We start from the raw sequence: 12,898 nt of genomic DNA, 5'->3' as shown, positions 1-12,898 counted from the left end.
CGCGCACCCGCCGGCCGGACGGAGATATCGCCAGATGACCACCCTGCCCTATTCCGAGCGCCCGCTCTTCCGCCCCGGGCCGCGCACACTCAACTGGATGATTCCGCTGGGCATGGGCGCCGTCGGCTGGGCGCTTTACATGCGCTACATGGTGGTGGAGCCGACCCTCGTGTCCCTCGCCTGCGAGGCGGGGCTGGAGAGTTCCGGCTGCTACGGCCGCGCCGCCGTGCTGGCGCTGTCGCTGTGGAACGTGTTCGGCGGCGTGGCTCTGGTGGTGGCGCTGATCCAGCTCCTGGCGCCGGGCCTCGCCACCTTCTCCGTGGGCATGGTGTTCGCGAGCTTCGCCCTCGTCTTCCATAACGAGGTCGCCGGCGCGCTGGCGGCGATGATGCTCATCCTCTCCTTTGCACGGCCTGGACCCGCCACAGCGTGAAGGCCATGACGAGGCAGAGCGCGCCGAACCAGGCCGCCTGCCAGTTGGCGAGGGTCTCGTTGAGCGGCACATAGACGCCCGCCAACAAGAAGCCCCACATGGCGATCAGTTCGCCGAGGCCGGCGCCATCGCGATCCGCCCGCCGCACCAGCAGCGGCGCTGCCACCGCCGCGACCAGCGCGGTGAGCGGGAACACCGGGAAATCCTTGTAGCGCGGATCGAACACCAGCTCGAACGCGATCGAGCCCACCGCGACCGTGGCGAACGCCAGCACCGCGGCGGAGGCGATGGCAGCGCCGGACGCCACGGACCAGCGGCGGGAATCGAGCGCCACCGAGAAGGGGGCGAGCCCCTGCCCGCGCACGATCACCGACGGCATCACCACCATGGCACCGGCGGCGGCAGCGAAGATGAGGCCGTTGCGCAGCCAGCCGACGAAGCCGAGGCTTTCCAGCGGCAGCGCGGAGAGCGCGGCACCGAGCGTCGCCCCGCCGAACAAGGCGATGAGGGCGACGGCGTACCATTCCAGCGGCCGCACTGGCTCCGGGCGGCGGCGGGCGGCGGCGAAGGCCGCGCCGAACACCGCAGCGACGGACAGGAGGCCCACGACGATGTGCGTGCGCCAGCCGGGGAAATCCTCCACCGGCTGGCCCCAGGCGAACTTGGGCAGGCGCGTGCCGGCGTCGATCACGCCCCAGTGGCCGCCCACCGTACCCTCGCTCCGCCGCTTCCAGGGCTGGTCGAAGGCCTCGATGACATTGACCCGATAGCCCTGGCGCTTGGCCAGGGCCACCACGTCGTGCATCACCCGGGCCTGATTGGCCGGCGAGGGCAGCGCATCCTCGCGCATGCGCCCGGCGCTGGGCCAGCCGGTCTCGCCGATCAGGATCTCCTTGCCGGGAAATTCCTCGGCCATGCGCTGGCGGATTTCATCCACATGCGGGCCGGCATCCTCGGCGGAGACGGGCAGGTCCTCCCAATAGGGCAGGATGTGGATGGTGACGAAATCCACGTTCTCGGTGAGGCCCTTGTTGCGCTCCCAGAACTCCCACACGTCGGCATAGGTGACGGGCACCGTCCCCACCTCGCGCTTCACGCGGGCGAGCACGCTGGCAAGCTCGGTCGCCGACATCTCGCCGCGCAGCAGCACTTCGTTGCCGACCACCACGCCCTTAACCACATCCGGATTTTCCTTGGCGAGGCGGATGCCCGTATCGAGTTCGACACGGTTGCGCTCGGCGTCCGGGCCGAGCCAGATGCCGAGGAGCATGGTGAGGCCATGCTTGCGGGCGAGCGCGGGCGCCTTGTCGAGCCCCATTTCAATGGAATAGGTGCGCACGCAGGACGTGATCTGCGCGAGGCGGACGAAATCCTCCTCGATCTGCGCCTCGGGAATCACCAGCCCCTTCTGGAACGGCGACTGCCCGTCGCGGAACGGGGCGTAGGAAACGCACGGCAATTTCTCGCCCGCGGCCAGCGGCGACGGAGGCATCTCCTCGGGGCGGCCGAGATAGGTCCACAGGCCGGCGATGAGCCCGCAGACCAGGAGCGCCAGCACCAGAGGCAGCCGCACAAAGGAAGGCATCTCGTCTCCAGGGGTGAAGGTGTTCCCCCGCGCCACATAGAGCCTTGGGCGGGCGGTGTGAAGCCTCCGCCTGCGGGCGCCGGGAACTCCAGGGGGCCCGTTACCCTTACCAAACGGCATGTGCCGAAGAACGCGCCGTCATGCTGACAAAATCACTTCCTTCTCCTAGGGTGTCGGGCGCGGCGCCCGCCGACCATTTTCTCGAGATCATGATCCTCATGCACCCCTACCGCCTCCCGCTGCTCGCGGCCGCAATCGTTTTCGCGTGCCTCTCGCCGGCCTCGGCCCAGAACCAGCCGGCCGACCAGAAGCCGCCGGCGGAGCAGCAAATGACCCCCGAGCAGAAGGCTGCAGCCGACCAGCGCCGTTCGGTCGAGGAGTTCAACGAGGCAGCCAAGCTTCCCGGTGCTGCCGGCCTGCCCGAATGCGTCTTCACCGGGCGGCGGATCGCCGCACTGATCTGGAACGACGACGTGGACACCGCGCGGCGCCACCTGGAATTCTACGAGCGCTTCGGCTGCCCCACCGAGCATCTGAAGGTGGCCGTCCGCTGCCTCGTGCGGCAGGGCAAGATCGACACCAAGGCCCGCGAGCGGGTCGATGCGCGCGCCCAGCAGTGCTGGGTGAACCCCGATTACGTCGCCGCTGCCGCCGCCCCGGCCTCTGCGGCCGGTGCCGCACCTGCCGCCGCCCCGGCTCCAGGTGGCGCAGCGCAACAATAAGATCATGGCGCAGACACCCGGCTGACGCAGCGACGTCGAAGAGGCGCCATGATCGGGATTTATCTCTCTGCGTGAGAGTGTTAGTGTCTCGATGCATTGCAGCGTAAATTTACCGTTAACGCTGCAATGTCGACCTAGGGGCAGGTCGAAAGGGTGCCTCGGTTCGTTCTCGTAAATCCTCTGAAAACGTCCTTTGGAACCTGTGCCCTAAGCCAGCGTTAGGTTCCGACTTCCCCTATGGGTGGGCCTCGCCATGCGTCCCGGTCTTGCTGCTGCGGCAGCGGTCATTGCGGTTGTGACTTCGTTCCACGCCGCGATGTGGCTTTCCATGCGTCCTGAGGCAAGCGCTCCGAACATCACGGACCGCTTTCAGAGCCTGTCTTTCGCGCCCTTCTCGCGCGACATGAGCCCGGAGGGCGACGCGCCCACCACCGAGGCTCAGGTCCGTTCGGACATGGCGGTGGTCGCGCCCTACAGCCGCGGCGTGCGCACCTATTCCTCCACCAACGGCAAGGAACTGATCGCCCCCATCGCGGCCGAGCAAGGCCTGCGCGTGACCGCCGGCGCCTGGCTCAATCGCGAGGTCGATCCGAAGACCGGCGAACAGATCAAGGTGAAGGACAAGAAGACCGGCGAAATGGTTCTCGCCAAGGACGGGAACGACCGCGAGCTTGAGAACGTGGTCAAGGTCTCCCGCCAGAACCGCAACGTGAACGCGGTCATCGTCGGTAACGAGACCATCCTGCGCGGCGACATGACGAAGCCGGAGCTGGCCGCCGTCATCCGCAAGGTGAAGCGTCAGGTCAACGTGCCGGTGAGCACCGGCGAAATCTGGAACACCTGGCTGGAGCCGGACGCCGGTGAGCTGGTGGCTTCCGTGGACTTCATCCTCGCCCACATCCTGCCCTACTGGGAGGACGTGCCGGCGGACCAGGTGGTCGACTATTCCATCAACGCCTACAACCGCCTGCGCGCAGCCTACCCCGGCAAGCGCATCGTGATCGGCGAGTTCGGCTGGCCCTCGCACGGCTACAACCGCGGCGCCTCCGTGCCTGATCCCATGGAGCAGGCCAAGATCATCCGCAATTTCGTCGCCCGCGCCGATGCGCTGGGCATCGAGTACAACATCATCGAGGCGTTCGACCTGCCCAAGAAGCAGAACGAAGGCTCCGTGGGTCAGTACTGGGGCGTGTTCGATGCCGACCGCACCCTGAAGTTCCCCCTCACCGGCCCGATCTTCGAGAAGACCTACAACCAGACCGCCATTCTGGCGCTGCTGCTGGGCGTGCTCTTCACCCTGCCGCTGCTGCGGATGCGTGACCTCACCATGACGCAAGGCCTCGTGCTGGCCGCCTCCGCCAATGGCGTCGCCGCGTGGCTGGCCCTGGTGGTGGACTACTGGCTGAACCATTATGTGAGCGGCGGTGACTACCTCACCCTGGCGCTGAGCGTGGTGATGCTGGTGCCGCTGGTGTTCGTGCTGCTCTATCGCATCGAGGAGCTGGCGGCGGTTGCCTTCGGCAGCGGCCCCAAGCGCCTCGTCGAGGAGCAGGCGCACGCCGCGCCCTCGCGCTTCCCCAAGGTCTCCATCCACGTGCCCGCCTATCGCGAGCCGCCGGAGATGCTGATCCAGACCATCGATGCCCTCGCCCGGCTGGAGTATCCCAACTACGAGGCGATCATCATCGTCAACAACACGCCGGACCCGGCGATGGTGGAGCCGGTGCGCGAGCACTGCGCCAAGCTCGGCGACCACATCAAGTTCATCAACGCCGAGAAGGTGGCGGGCTTCAAGGCCGGCGCCCTGCGCATCGCCCTCGACGCCACCGCCCCCGATGCCGAGATCATCGGCGTGATCGACGCGGACTATGTGGTGACGCCCGACTGGCTGAAGGACCTCGTGCCTGCCTTCGACGATCCGACCGTGGGCCTCGTCCAGGCGCCGCAGGATCATCGCGACGGCGAGCGCAGCCCGCTGCACGAGGCGATGAACGCCGAATATGCCGGCTTCTTCGACATCGGCATGGTCCAGCGCAACGAGGATGACGCGATCGTCGTCCACGGCACGATGTGCCTTATCCGTCGCGCCGCCATGGTGGAGGCCGGCAACTGGTCATCCGACACCATCTGCGAGGACACCGACCTCGGCCTGTCCATCGCCGAGAACGGCTGGAAGACCCATTATACCCGCAAGCGCTACGGCTATGGCCTGCTGCCCGACTCGTTCGAGGCGTTCAAGAAGCAGCGCCATCGCTGGGCCTATGGCGGCTTCCAGATCATCAAGAAGCACTGGCGCCGGTTCCTCCCGGGCAACTCTCGCCTGACCACGGCCCAGAAGCGGCACTTCGTGCTCGGCTGGATCTCCTGGCTTGGCTCGGAATCGGTGGGCGCCTTCATGGCCATCGCGTCCCTGCTGTTCGTGCCCTTCGTCGCCTACTTCTCCATCTCGGTGCCGGCCCATGTGCTGACGCTGCCCATCCTCATCACCTTCCTGGTGTACGTGCTGCACTTCATCAGCCTGTATCGCCTCAGGGTGGAGACCACGCCGATGCGCATGCTCGGCGCGGCGGTGGCCGCGAGCGCGGTACAGTTCACGGTGGCGAAGGCGGTGTTCGACGGCTTCCGCTACAAGGACCTGGCGTTCGCCCGGACCGCCAAGGGCAACAACTGGCTGGCCGGCGCGGCGCGCTCCTTCCCGGCGCTGCCCGAGGCGATCATCGGCGGTCTCCTGATCGCAGCCGGCACCTACATGCTGGTGGCGAACAACCTGCCGGGCTCCGCCATCGTGAAGACCTCCAACGACTGGCGCCACATCCGCGAGATCAACCTCTACGGCATCGCCCTCTTGGTGCAGAGCCTGCCGTTCGTGGCCGCCGCGATCATCGGTGCCTTCGAGCCTTCCCGGCTCAATGATTTCGCCACCTGGCGGGCCGTGCGCGCCAAGCTCGCGGCGGTGCCCCGCCGCCTCGGCCTCAACGCGCCGCCCGCCGTCGCGGACTGAGCGGCCCTGCATCTGAACCGAACGCCCGGCCCTCGCGCCGGGCGTTTGCTTTTGCGCCCCTTCCCGCGCGGTCGGGGGCCCCTGAGAGCGATCCGACGTGGCCAACACCCGACCCTCCACTCCAGCCCCCCCGCCTCCCGTGCTGATTCTGGCGGGCGGCCTCGGCCGGCGGATCGACGCCCCCGCGCTGGGCGCACCGGAAAAGCCGCTGGTGCCCCTGGCCGGGCGTCCCCTCATCGCCCACGTCATCGACAGGATTCGGCCGCAGGCCGGCCAGATCCTCATCAATGCCAACGCACCTGCTGGGACTTACGAGGGCTTCGTCCTGCCCGTCCTGCCGGACACGATCGCCGGACATCCCGGGCCGCTCGCCGGCGTGCTCGCCGGGCTGGAGCATCTCGCCCGGTCAGAGCCGGCGTCCAGCCTGATCACGGTTCCCGCCGACACGCCCTTCCTGCCGGATGACCTCATCGCGCGCCTGACGCAACGGCACCTTGAGACTGGTACGGTGGTATGCGCGGCGTCGGGCGGACAGCGCCATCCGGTCATCGCTTTGTGGCCGGTGACGGTCCGCGCCGCGCTGCGGCAAAGCCTTGAGGCGGGACGGCTGAAAGTCGGGCTTTTCCTCGACGGCCTCAATGCCGTAACGGTGGCATGGGAAGGGCATCCGGATGACCCGTTCTTCAACGTGAACACGCCGGAAGACCTTGCCATTGCAGAGAAACGCCTCGCTGCCCGCCGATGAAGCATGGTCATGCTTGCGGCAGGAATGGGGAGGGTTTAGGACTGCAGGACGGCGGCTTCGCATTCGCGAAGATGCTGGAGCGGAGACGGACTTGCCGCTCGGAGACCGGACCGCCACCTCCGGATCTCTGCCGAAACGGGTCTGTCCGCCCAAAGGATGAGGGATCCATGGACGCCACCACCAACACCGGGGCAAAAGCGGCCAAGCTTAGCTTGGGGGACAAGAGCTGGGACCTTCCGATCCACGAAGGCTCCATCGGACCGGAAGTGGTCGATATCTCCAAGCTCTACGGCCAGACGGGGATGTTCACCTACGACCCCGGCTTTACCTCGACCGCTTCCTGCGAAAGCAAGATCACCTACATCGACGGCGACGAAGGCGTGCTGCTGTATCGCGGCTACCCCATCGAGCAGCTCGCCGAGAACGGTGACTTCCTCGAGACCTGTTACCTGCTGCTCTACGGCGAGCTCCCCACTGCGGCGCAGAAGGCGGAATTCGACAAGTCCGTGACCAATCATACGATGGTCCACGAGCAGATGACCCGCTTCTTCCAGGGCTTCCGCCGCGACGCCCATCCGATGGCCATCATGGTGGCTTCGGTCGGCGCCCTCTCGGCCTTCTATCACGACTCCACCGACATTTCCGACCCCACCCAGCGCCTGATCGCATCCATCCGCATGATCGCGAAGATGCCGACGCTGGCGGCGATGGCCTACAAGTATTCCATTGGCCAGCCGTTTGTTTATCCGAAGAACGATATCGACTATACGTCGAACTTCCTTCGTATGTGCTTTGCGGTTCCGTGCGAGGAATACAAGGTCAACCCCATCCTCTCGAAGGCGATGGATAAGATCTTTATCCTCCACGCCGATCACGAGCAGAACGCCTCCACCTCCACGGTGCGCCTCGCCGGCTCCTCCGGCGCCAATCCGTTCGCCTGCATTGCGGCCGGCATCGCCTGCCTGTGGGGTCCCGCCCATGGCGGCGCCAACGAGGCGGCCCTCAAGATGCTCGCCGAGATCGGCTCGGTGGATCGCATCCCCGAATACATCAAGCGCTCGAAGGACAAGAACGATCCCTTCCGCCTGATGGGCTTCGGCCACCGGGTCTACAAGAATTACGACCCGCGCGCCAAGATCATGCAGCAGACCTGCCACGAAGTGCTCACCGAGCTCGGCATCAAGGACGATCCGCTGCTCGACGTGGCCGTGGAGCTGGAGCGCATCGCGCTCTCCGACGACTACTTCATCGAAAAGAAGCTCTACCCGAACATCGACTTCTATTCGGGCATCACCCTCAAGGCGATGGGCTTCCCCACCACCATGTTCACCGTGCTGTTCGCTCTCGCCCGCACCGTGGGCTGGATCGGCCAGTGGAAGGAGATGATCGAGGACCCGAGCCAGCGCATCGGCCGTCCCCGTCAGCTCTACACCGGCGCCGCCCAGCGCGACTACGTGGCCATGTCCAAGCGCAAGTGAGCGCAACTGCATCTCCGGAAATGGAAAACGCGGCCTCCTGGCCGCGTTTTTCGTTTCAAGGATCGATGCAAGCTAGAGCACGCGCCGATCTGATTACGTCGCAATCAGATCGGACCACGCGTTCTCATTCTTGAGTTTAGAGCGCGATCAGCCCGGCGGCGGCAGCGCGCCGGGGCGGCCCTCCCGGGCAAGGCGCAGCACCACCTCTGCGGCGCGGGCGCTGGGGCTGGGGCCGGCGATGCCGAAGATGTCGTCGAAACTGGCAAACGCCGCCTCCTGCCGCTGCCGCGCCGGGCTGTCCTCCAGCAGGTCGCAGAGGGCGCCGGTGAGCGCCGGCACCGTGCAGTATTCCTGAAGGAACTCCGGGACCACGTTGTCCCCCGCCACCAGATTGGCGAGAATCACCGTCGTGCCCTTCAACACACGCCGGCCGATCTGAGCCTCCAGCCAGCCGATGCGGTAGGCGGCGACATGGGGAATGCCGGCAAGCGCCAGTTCCAGCGTCACCGTACCGGATGCCGCAAGGGCGGCGTGGGCCGAGCGGAAGGCGGCGAGCTTTTCCGCCTCGCCGGTCACGATCCGCGGCTTCAGCGACCAGTGGGCGATGGTCTCTCGCACCAGCCCCTCCAGACGCGGCAGGGTGGGCAGAACCAACTCCATCTCATGGACGCGGCCGACCTCGGCCAGCGCTGCGCCGAAATCCGCGCCGATGCGCGAAATCTCCCGCCGCCGGCTTCCGGGCAGCACCAGCACCAGCGGCGGCTTGGCCCGGCGCCGTTCGGCCTCGGCGGGCGACGGCCTCAGTTCGCCGAGCCGCTGAAGGAGGGGATGGCCGACATAGACGGTGGGCGGCCCGCCCAGCCTGCGGTGAACCTCCGGCTCGAAGGGCAGCAGCGCAAGCAGCGCGTCCACATAGGGCCGCATGGCTGCGGCGCGGCCGGATCGCCAGATCCAGACCGTCGGCGAGACATATTTGACGATGGGAATATTCGGGTTGCGTGCCCGCACCCGCGCGGCCACACGATGGGTGAAGTCCGGCGCATCCACCAGCACCAGCACGTCCGGCGGATCGGCGAGCACCGCCTCCACCGTCTCCTTGAGACGCCGGAGGATCGTAGGCAGCTTGCCAACCACGGCCGCGATGCCGATGGCCGTGAGATCGTCCATGGGATAGAGGCTTTCGAGCCCCGATGCCGCCATGCGCCGCCCGCCTACACCCCGGAAGGAGGCCCCCGGCGCGCGCGCGGCCAGCGCCTCCATCAGCGCGCCGCCCAGTTGGTCGCCCGATTCCTCGCCCGCGACGATGAACACGTTCGGCGCGCGGCTGGCCTCCCGTGCGTTCACGTGCCGCCCCCTCCGATGCCGGCAACGAACAGGCCGGCCGCATCGGCCGCCTCCACCAGCGCCTGCGCATCGGGCACGATCGCGCCCCCCGCCTCGAAGGCGATGCCGGCCAGGCCCACCTCCGCAGCGCGCGTCACCGTCTGCGGGCCAAGGGACGGCAGGTCCACCCGCCGATCCTGGCCGGGCTTCGGCGCCTTCACCAGCACGCCGTTGCCGGCGGCAAAACGCAGCCGACCGGAACGGCGCATCTCGCCATAGCGCGCCAGCATCTGGTCCGTCCCCTCCGCCGCCTCCACGGCCGCAACGAGCCCGTCCACCACGATCACCCCCTGCCCCACATCGAACGGCCCGAGGGCGCGGATGACGTCGAGCCCGCGCGCGATGTCCGCCTGCTGGGCTGCGCTGGGCGCGTGCGCGCCGAGCACGCCCTGAGGCAGCAAGAGGCGCGGTGCAACTTCGTGCGCGCCGACCAAGGTGAAACCCTGCTCGGCCACCAGCCCCAGTACCCCGGACAAGAGGTGGTTGTCCCCGCCCCGGAACAGACGGGCGATGCGCGGCAGCAGCCGCAGCATGGTGAAATCAAATCCAAGGTCGCGCAGCCGGGGGCGCGTGAGGGCGCCCACCATCACCACCTCGCGCACCCCGCGCGCCCTGGCCCATGCGGTGACCGACCCTAGCGAGCCGAGGCGGAACCAGCGGTGCGGCCAGCGCTCCAGCGCCGGATCGGCGAAGCCCTGAATGAGGAGCATCACCACCTCGCGGCCGTCCGCCGCCGCGGCCTCCGCGACCGCCGCGGGAAACGCTCCGCTGCCTGCGACGATCCCCAAGGCCCCGTTGCCGAGTGGAGCGGGGCCGAGCGGGGCGGTGCCGCGCGCGGCCCCCGTGGCACGCCCCTGCCCGTCTTCCCCCGGCAGGCCCACGGCTCAATCCTCCTTGATGACGCCCCGCGCGGGATGGCAGATGGGGCGCTTGCGATCGGCATCGATGAAAGCCACGACGGCCGCCGCGAACGCCGATTCCTCCACCATCTGGCGCACCTTCTCGAGGCGCTGGTCAAACGTGCCCTCGCCGAAGAAGAGGTCCCGATAAACCGCCCGGGCGGCATGCAAATCGGACTTGGTGAAGCCGCGCCGCTTCATGCCCACCACGTTGAGGCCGACCAGCTTGCCGGCCTGGCCCAGCACGTTGGCGAAGGGGATCACGTCCTCGCGCACGCCGGTCAGGCCGGAGATCATGCACTGGGCACCGATGCGGGTGAATTGGTGCACCGCGCACTGCCCGCCGAGAAAGGTGAAGTCGCCGACGCTCACATGGCCGCCGAGCACCGCATTGTTGGCGAAGATGACTCCGTCGCCGACCGTGCAGTCGTGGCCCACATGGGAGCCGGTCATCATCATCACGCCGTTGCCGATGCGCGTGATGCCGCCGCCGCCCACCGTGCCGGTGCTTGCGGTGGCATGCTCGCGCAACATGCAGTCCGAGCCGATGACGAGCTTCGTCGGTTCGCCCTTGTAATGCACCGACTGGGGCGCTGAACCGAGCGAGGCGAAGGGGAAGACCTGGGTGCGGGCGCCGATGGTGGTGACGCCCTGGATGACCACGTGGGCGTGCAGCTTCACGCCCGCTTCGAGCACCACATCGGGACCGAGGATGGCATAGGGACCGATCTCGACATCATCCGCGAGCCCTGCCGGGTTCGCCACCCGGGCGGTGGGATCGATCTTCGCCACTAGCTGTTCTCCACGATCATCGCGCCGACCTTGGCCTCGGCGACCAGTTCGCCGCGCACCTTGGCCTCGCCGCGATACCACCACATGTTTCGCCGCCGGCTGATGCGGGTCATGTGGTATTCAAGCACGTCGCCCGGCACCACGGGGCGGCGGAACTTCGCCTCGTCGATGGTCATGAAATAGACCAGCGCGGGCTTCTCCTTGTTTTCCTTGCCCAGTACGCAGACGACGCCCGCCGTCTGCGCCATGCCCTCGATGATGAGCACGCCGGGCATCACCGGATTGCCCGGGAAGTGGCCAAGGAAGTGCGGCTCGTTGGCGGTGACGTTCTTCACGCCGATGCAGGAGAGATCACCGTCGATCTGCTCGACGCGATCCACCATCAGGATGGGATAGCGGTGCGGCAGGCATGCGAGCACCTTCTGGATGTCCGCGCTGCCGAGCACCTTCGGAGCTTCGGCGGGGGACGCACCGGCCTCGCCGGCTGCGCGCGTGGTGTCGTTCATTCCTGCGGTCCTTCCCCTTCCTCGTCGTCCTTGCCCCTTCGGGCGCTGGCCGCGGCGATGCGCTTGAGCGTCGCCACCTCCCGGAACCACTCCCGCACGGGCTTCGCCGGCGAGCCGCCCCAACGCACGCCGGGGGGCACGTCGCCCTTCACATTGCTGGAGGCGGCGATCTGCGCGCCGGTGCCGATGGTGACATGGCCCACCACACCCACCTGCCCGCCGAGCATCACGAAATCGCCCAGCGTAGTCGAACCCGAAATGCCGGTCTGGGACACGACGATGCAATGACGGCCGATCACCACGTTGTGGGCAATCTGCACCAGATTGTCGATCTTGCTGCCCTCGCCGATGACAGTGTCGGTGATGGCGCCGCGATCGATGGTGGTGTTGGCGCCGATCTCGGCATTGTCCTGAACCACCACGCGGCCGAGCTGCGGCACCTTCACATGGCCCGCCGGGCTCGGCTGGTAGCCGAAGCCGTCGGAACCGATGCGGGCACCGGCGTGGATGATGACGCCGTTGCCGAGGTAGGCGTGGATCACGCTGGCACCGGGTCCGACGGCGCAGTTGCGCCCGATGCGCACATTCGGCCCGATGATCGCGCCGGCGCAGATGACCGTGCCGGCGCCGATCTCCGCGCCGGGGCCGATGACGGCGCCTGGATCCACGGTCACCCCATCCTCGAGCCGTGCCTTGGGATGGACCTGCGCGCCGGGCGCGACACCCTCATGGCCGAAGATGGGCAGCGGCCGGAGCGCTGCGGGGAACATGCGACGGGATACCGCGAGGAAGGCAGCGGCCGGGCGCGCCGCGATCAGCAGCGGCAGGCCGGGCGGAGCCTTGGGCGCGAAACGCTCGGATGTGATGAGCGCGCCGGCGCGAACATTTCCGAGTTTCTCGGCAAACAGAAAGGAATCGCAGAAGGCGAGTTCGTCCGGTCCGGCGGTTTCAAGCGTCCCGAGGCCCATAATGCGGCGCGCACCGAACGCGACCGCCTCCTCCGGACCGGACGCGACGAGCCGCGCGCCGGAGACGGAGGCGACTTCCGCAAGAGTCATGGGCTCCGGAAGGGGGAAGAACAGGTCGTGACTCATGACGGATACGGCCCCGGCGCCGGATGACGAAACAGGCGATTCACGGACGAGGCGCGCAGCCCTCAACCTTGCCCCGGCGGGAGCAGGATGTCCGTGGGCAAGCCGCCCCCAGGCGCCAGCAGGCCCACCGCGAACTTTCTCTTCGGGACCGGGCTCGCCGAGACCCTGCCGTTCCACCCACACGACCCCGGCACCTTCAAGGCCCGGCATGAACGAAAGCCGCGAGAAGAAGGGGTCTCGGAAGGTACAGACGCCTGTTG

The 12,898-nt window shown here is 67.6% G+C and carries 11 protein-coding genes; 5 read left to right on the top strand and 6 right to left on the bottom strand.

The window, feature by feature from the left end; all coding sequences use genetic code 11:
- Positions 1–34 precede the first annotated feature (34 nt).
- Positions 35–433 (top strand): hypothetical protein, encoded by a 399-nt coding sequence (locus J2126_RS22550; protein ID WP_209489027.1) that lies wholly within the window; start codon positions 35–37, stop codon positions 431–433.
- Here the strand turns inward: J2126_RS22550 and J2126_RS22545 are convergent.
- Positions 393–2,018 carry a glycosyl hydrolase family 17 protein gene (locus J2126_RS22545; protein ID WP_209489026.1) on the bottom strand — a complete coding sequence of 542 codons (1,626 nt, stop codon included), beginning with the start codon at positions 2,016–2,018 and terminating at the stop codon, positions 393–395. The two genes, J2126_RS22550 and J2126_RS22545, sit on opposite strands and share 41 nt — an antisense overlap.
- Positions 2,019–2,227: 209 nt before the next feature.
- On the opposite strand from J2126_RS22545, the gene J2126_RS22540 reads away from it, so the two are divergent.
- The 4 genes from J2126_RS22540 (at position 2,228) to gltA (ending at position 7,964) form a co-directional block, all read left to right on the top strand.
- A complete protein-coding gene (locus tag J2126_RS22540) occupies positions 2,228–2,740 on the top strand; it encodes a hypothetical protein (RefSeq protein ID WP_245327518.1) in 513 nt (170 codons plus the stop codon).
- A gap of 253 nt (positions 2,741–2,993) precedes the next feature.
- Positions 2,994–5,741: a glycosyltransferase gene (locus J2126_RS22535; RefSeq protein ID WP_209489025.1), complete on the top strand. Its 2,748-nt coding sequence runs from the start codon at positions 2,994–2,996 to the stop codon at positions 5,739–5,741.
- A 97-nt stretch (positions 5,742–5,838) separates the two neighbouring features.
- Positions 5,839–6,486, top strand: coding sequence for a molybdenum cofactor guanylyltransferase MobA (mobA, locus tag J2126_RS22530; RefSeq protein WP_209489024.1), 648 nt, complete (start codon positions 5,839–5,841; stop codon positions 6,484–6,486).
- 167 nt (positions 6,487–6,653) lie between these two features.
- Positions 6,654–7,964, top strand: a complete 1,311-nt coding sequence (gene gltA / locus J2126_RS22525) for a citrate synthase (RefSeq protein WP_209489023.1) — start codon at positions 6,654–6,656, stop codon at positions 7,962–7,964.
- Positions 7,965–8,111: 147 nt separating this feature from the next.
- Here gltA and lpxB read toward each other — a convergent pair whose 3' ends face one another.
- From lpxB to lpxD, 5 genes are read right to left on the bottom strand one after another with little or no spacing between them, the layout of a single operon-like run.
- Positions 8,112–9,308: a lipid-A-disaccharide synthase gene (gene lpxB, locus J2126_RS22520; RefSeq protein ID WP_209489022.1), complete on the bottom strand. Its 1,197-nt coding sequence runs from the start codon at positions 9,306–9,308 to the stop codon at positions 8,112–8,114.
- Positions 9,305–10,228, bottom strand: a complete 924-nt coding sequence (locus J2126_RS22515) for an LpxI family protein (RefSeq protein ID WP_209489021.1) — start codon at positions 10,226–10,228, stop codon at positions 9,305–9,307. The genes lpxB and J2126_RS22515 overlap by 4 nt, the downstream gene beginning before the upstream one ends.
- 3 nt (positions 10,229–10,231) lie before the next feature.
- Positions 10,232–11,038: an acyl-ACP--UDP-N-acetylglucosamine O-acyltransferase gene (lpxA, locus tag J2126_RS22510; protein WP_209489020.1), complete on the bottom strand. Its 807-nt coding sequence runs from the start codon at positions 11,036–11,038 to the stop codon at positions 10,232–10,234.
- Positions 11,038–11,544 carry a 3-hydroxyacyl-ACP dehydratase FabZ gene (gene fabZ / locus J2126_RS22505; protein ID WP_209489019.1) on the bottom strand — a complete coding sequence of 169 codons (507 nt, stop codon included), beginning with the start codon at positions 11,542–11,544 and terminating at the stop codon, positions 11,038–11,040. Before fabZ ends, lpxA begins: the two co-directional genes overlap by 1 nt.
- Positions 11,541–12,638 (bottom strand): UDP-3-O-(3-hydroxymyristoyl)glucosamine N-acyltransferase, encoded by a 1,098-nt coding sequence (gene lpxD / locus J2126_RS22500; protein WP_209489018.1) that lies wholly within the window; start codon positions 12,636–12,638, stop codon positions 11,541–11,543. The genes fabZ and lpxD overlap by 4 nt, the downstream gene beginning before the upstream one ends.
- Positions 12,639–12,898: the final 260 nt, after the last annotated feature.

Source organism: Xanthobacter flavus (genome assembly GCF_017875275.1).
GTDB lineage: Bacteria > Pseudomonadota > Alphaproteobacteria > Rhizobiales > Xanthobacteraceae > Xanthobacter > Xanthobacter flavus_A.
The sequence above is the reverse complement of the archived record's forward strand: the minus strand, read 5'-3'. Positions and strand labels throughout refer to the sequence as shown.

Bases quoted from the DNA above. Each gene is read 5' to 3' on its own strand.
- lpxD (WP_209489018.1), bottom strand. From the start codon at position 12,638: ATGAGTCACGACCTGTTCTTCCCCCTTCCGGAGCCCATGACTCTTGCG.
- J2126_RS22535 (WP_209489025.1), top strand. From the start codon at position 2,994: ATGCGTCCCGGTCTTGCTGCTGCGGCAGCGGTCATTGCGGTTGTGACT.
- gltA (WP_209489023.1), top strand. From the start codon at position 6,654: ATGGACGCCACCACCAACACCGGGGCAAAAGCGGCCAAGCTTAGCTTG.
- J2126_RS22540 (WP_245327518.1), top strand. From the start codon at position 2,228: ATGATCCTCATGCACCCCTACCGCCTCCCGCTGCTCGCGGCCGCAATC.
- fabZ (WP_209489019.1), bottom strand. From the start codon at position 11,544: ATGAACGACACCACGCGCGCAGCCGGCGAGGCCGGTGCGTCCCCCGCC.
- J2126_RS22545 (WP_209489026.1), bottom strand. From the start codon at position 2,018: ATGCCTTCCTTTGTGCGGCTGCCTCTGGTGCTGGCGCTCCTGGTCTGC.
- J2126_RS22550 (WP_209489027.1), top strand. From the start codon at position 35: ATGACCACCCTGCCCTATTCCGAGCGCCCGCTCTTCCGCCCCGGGCCG.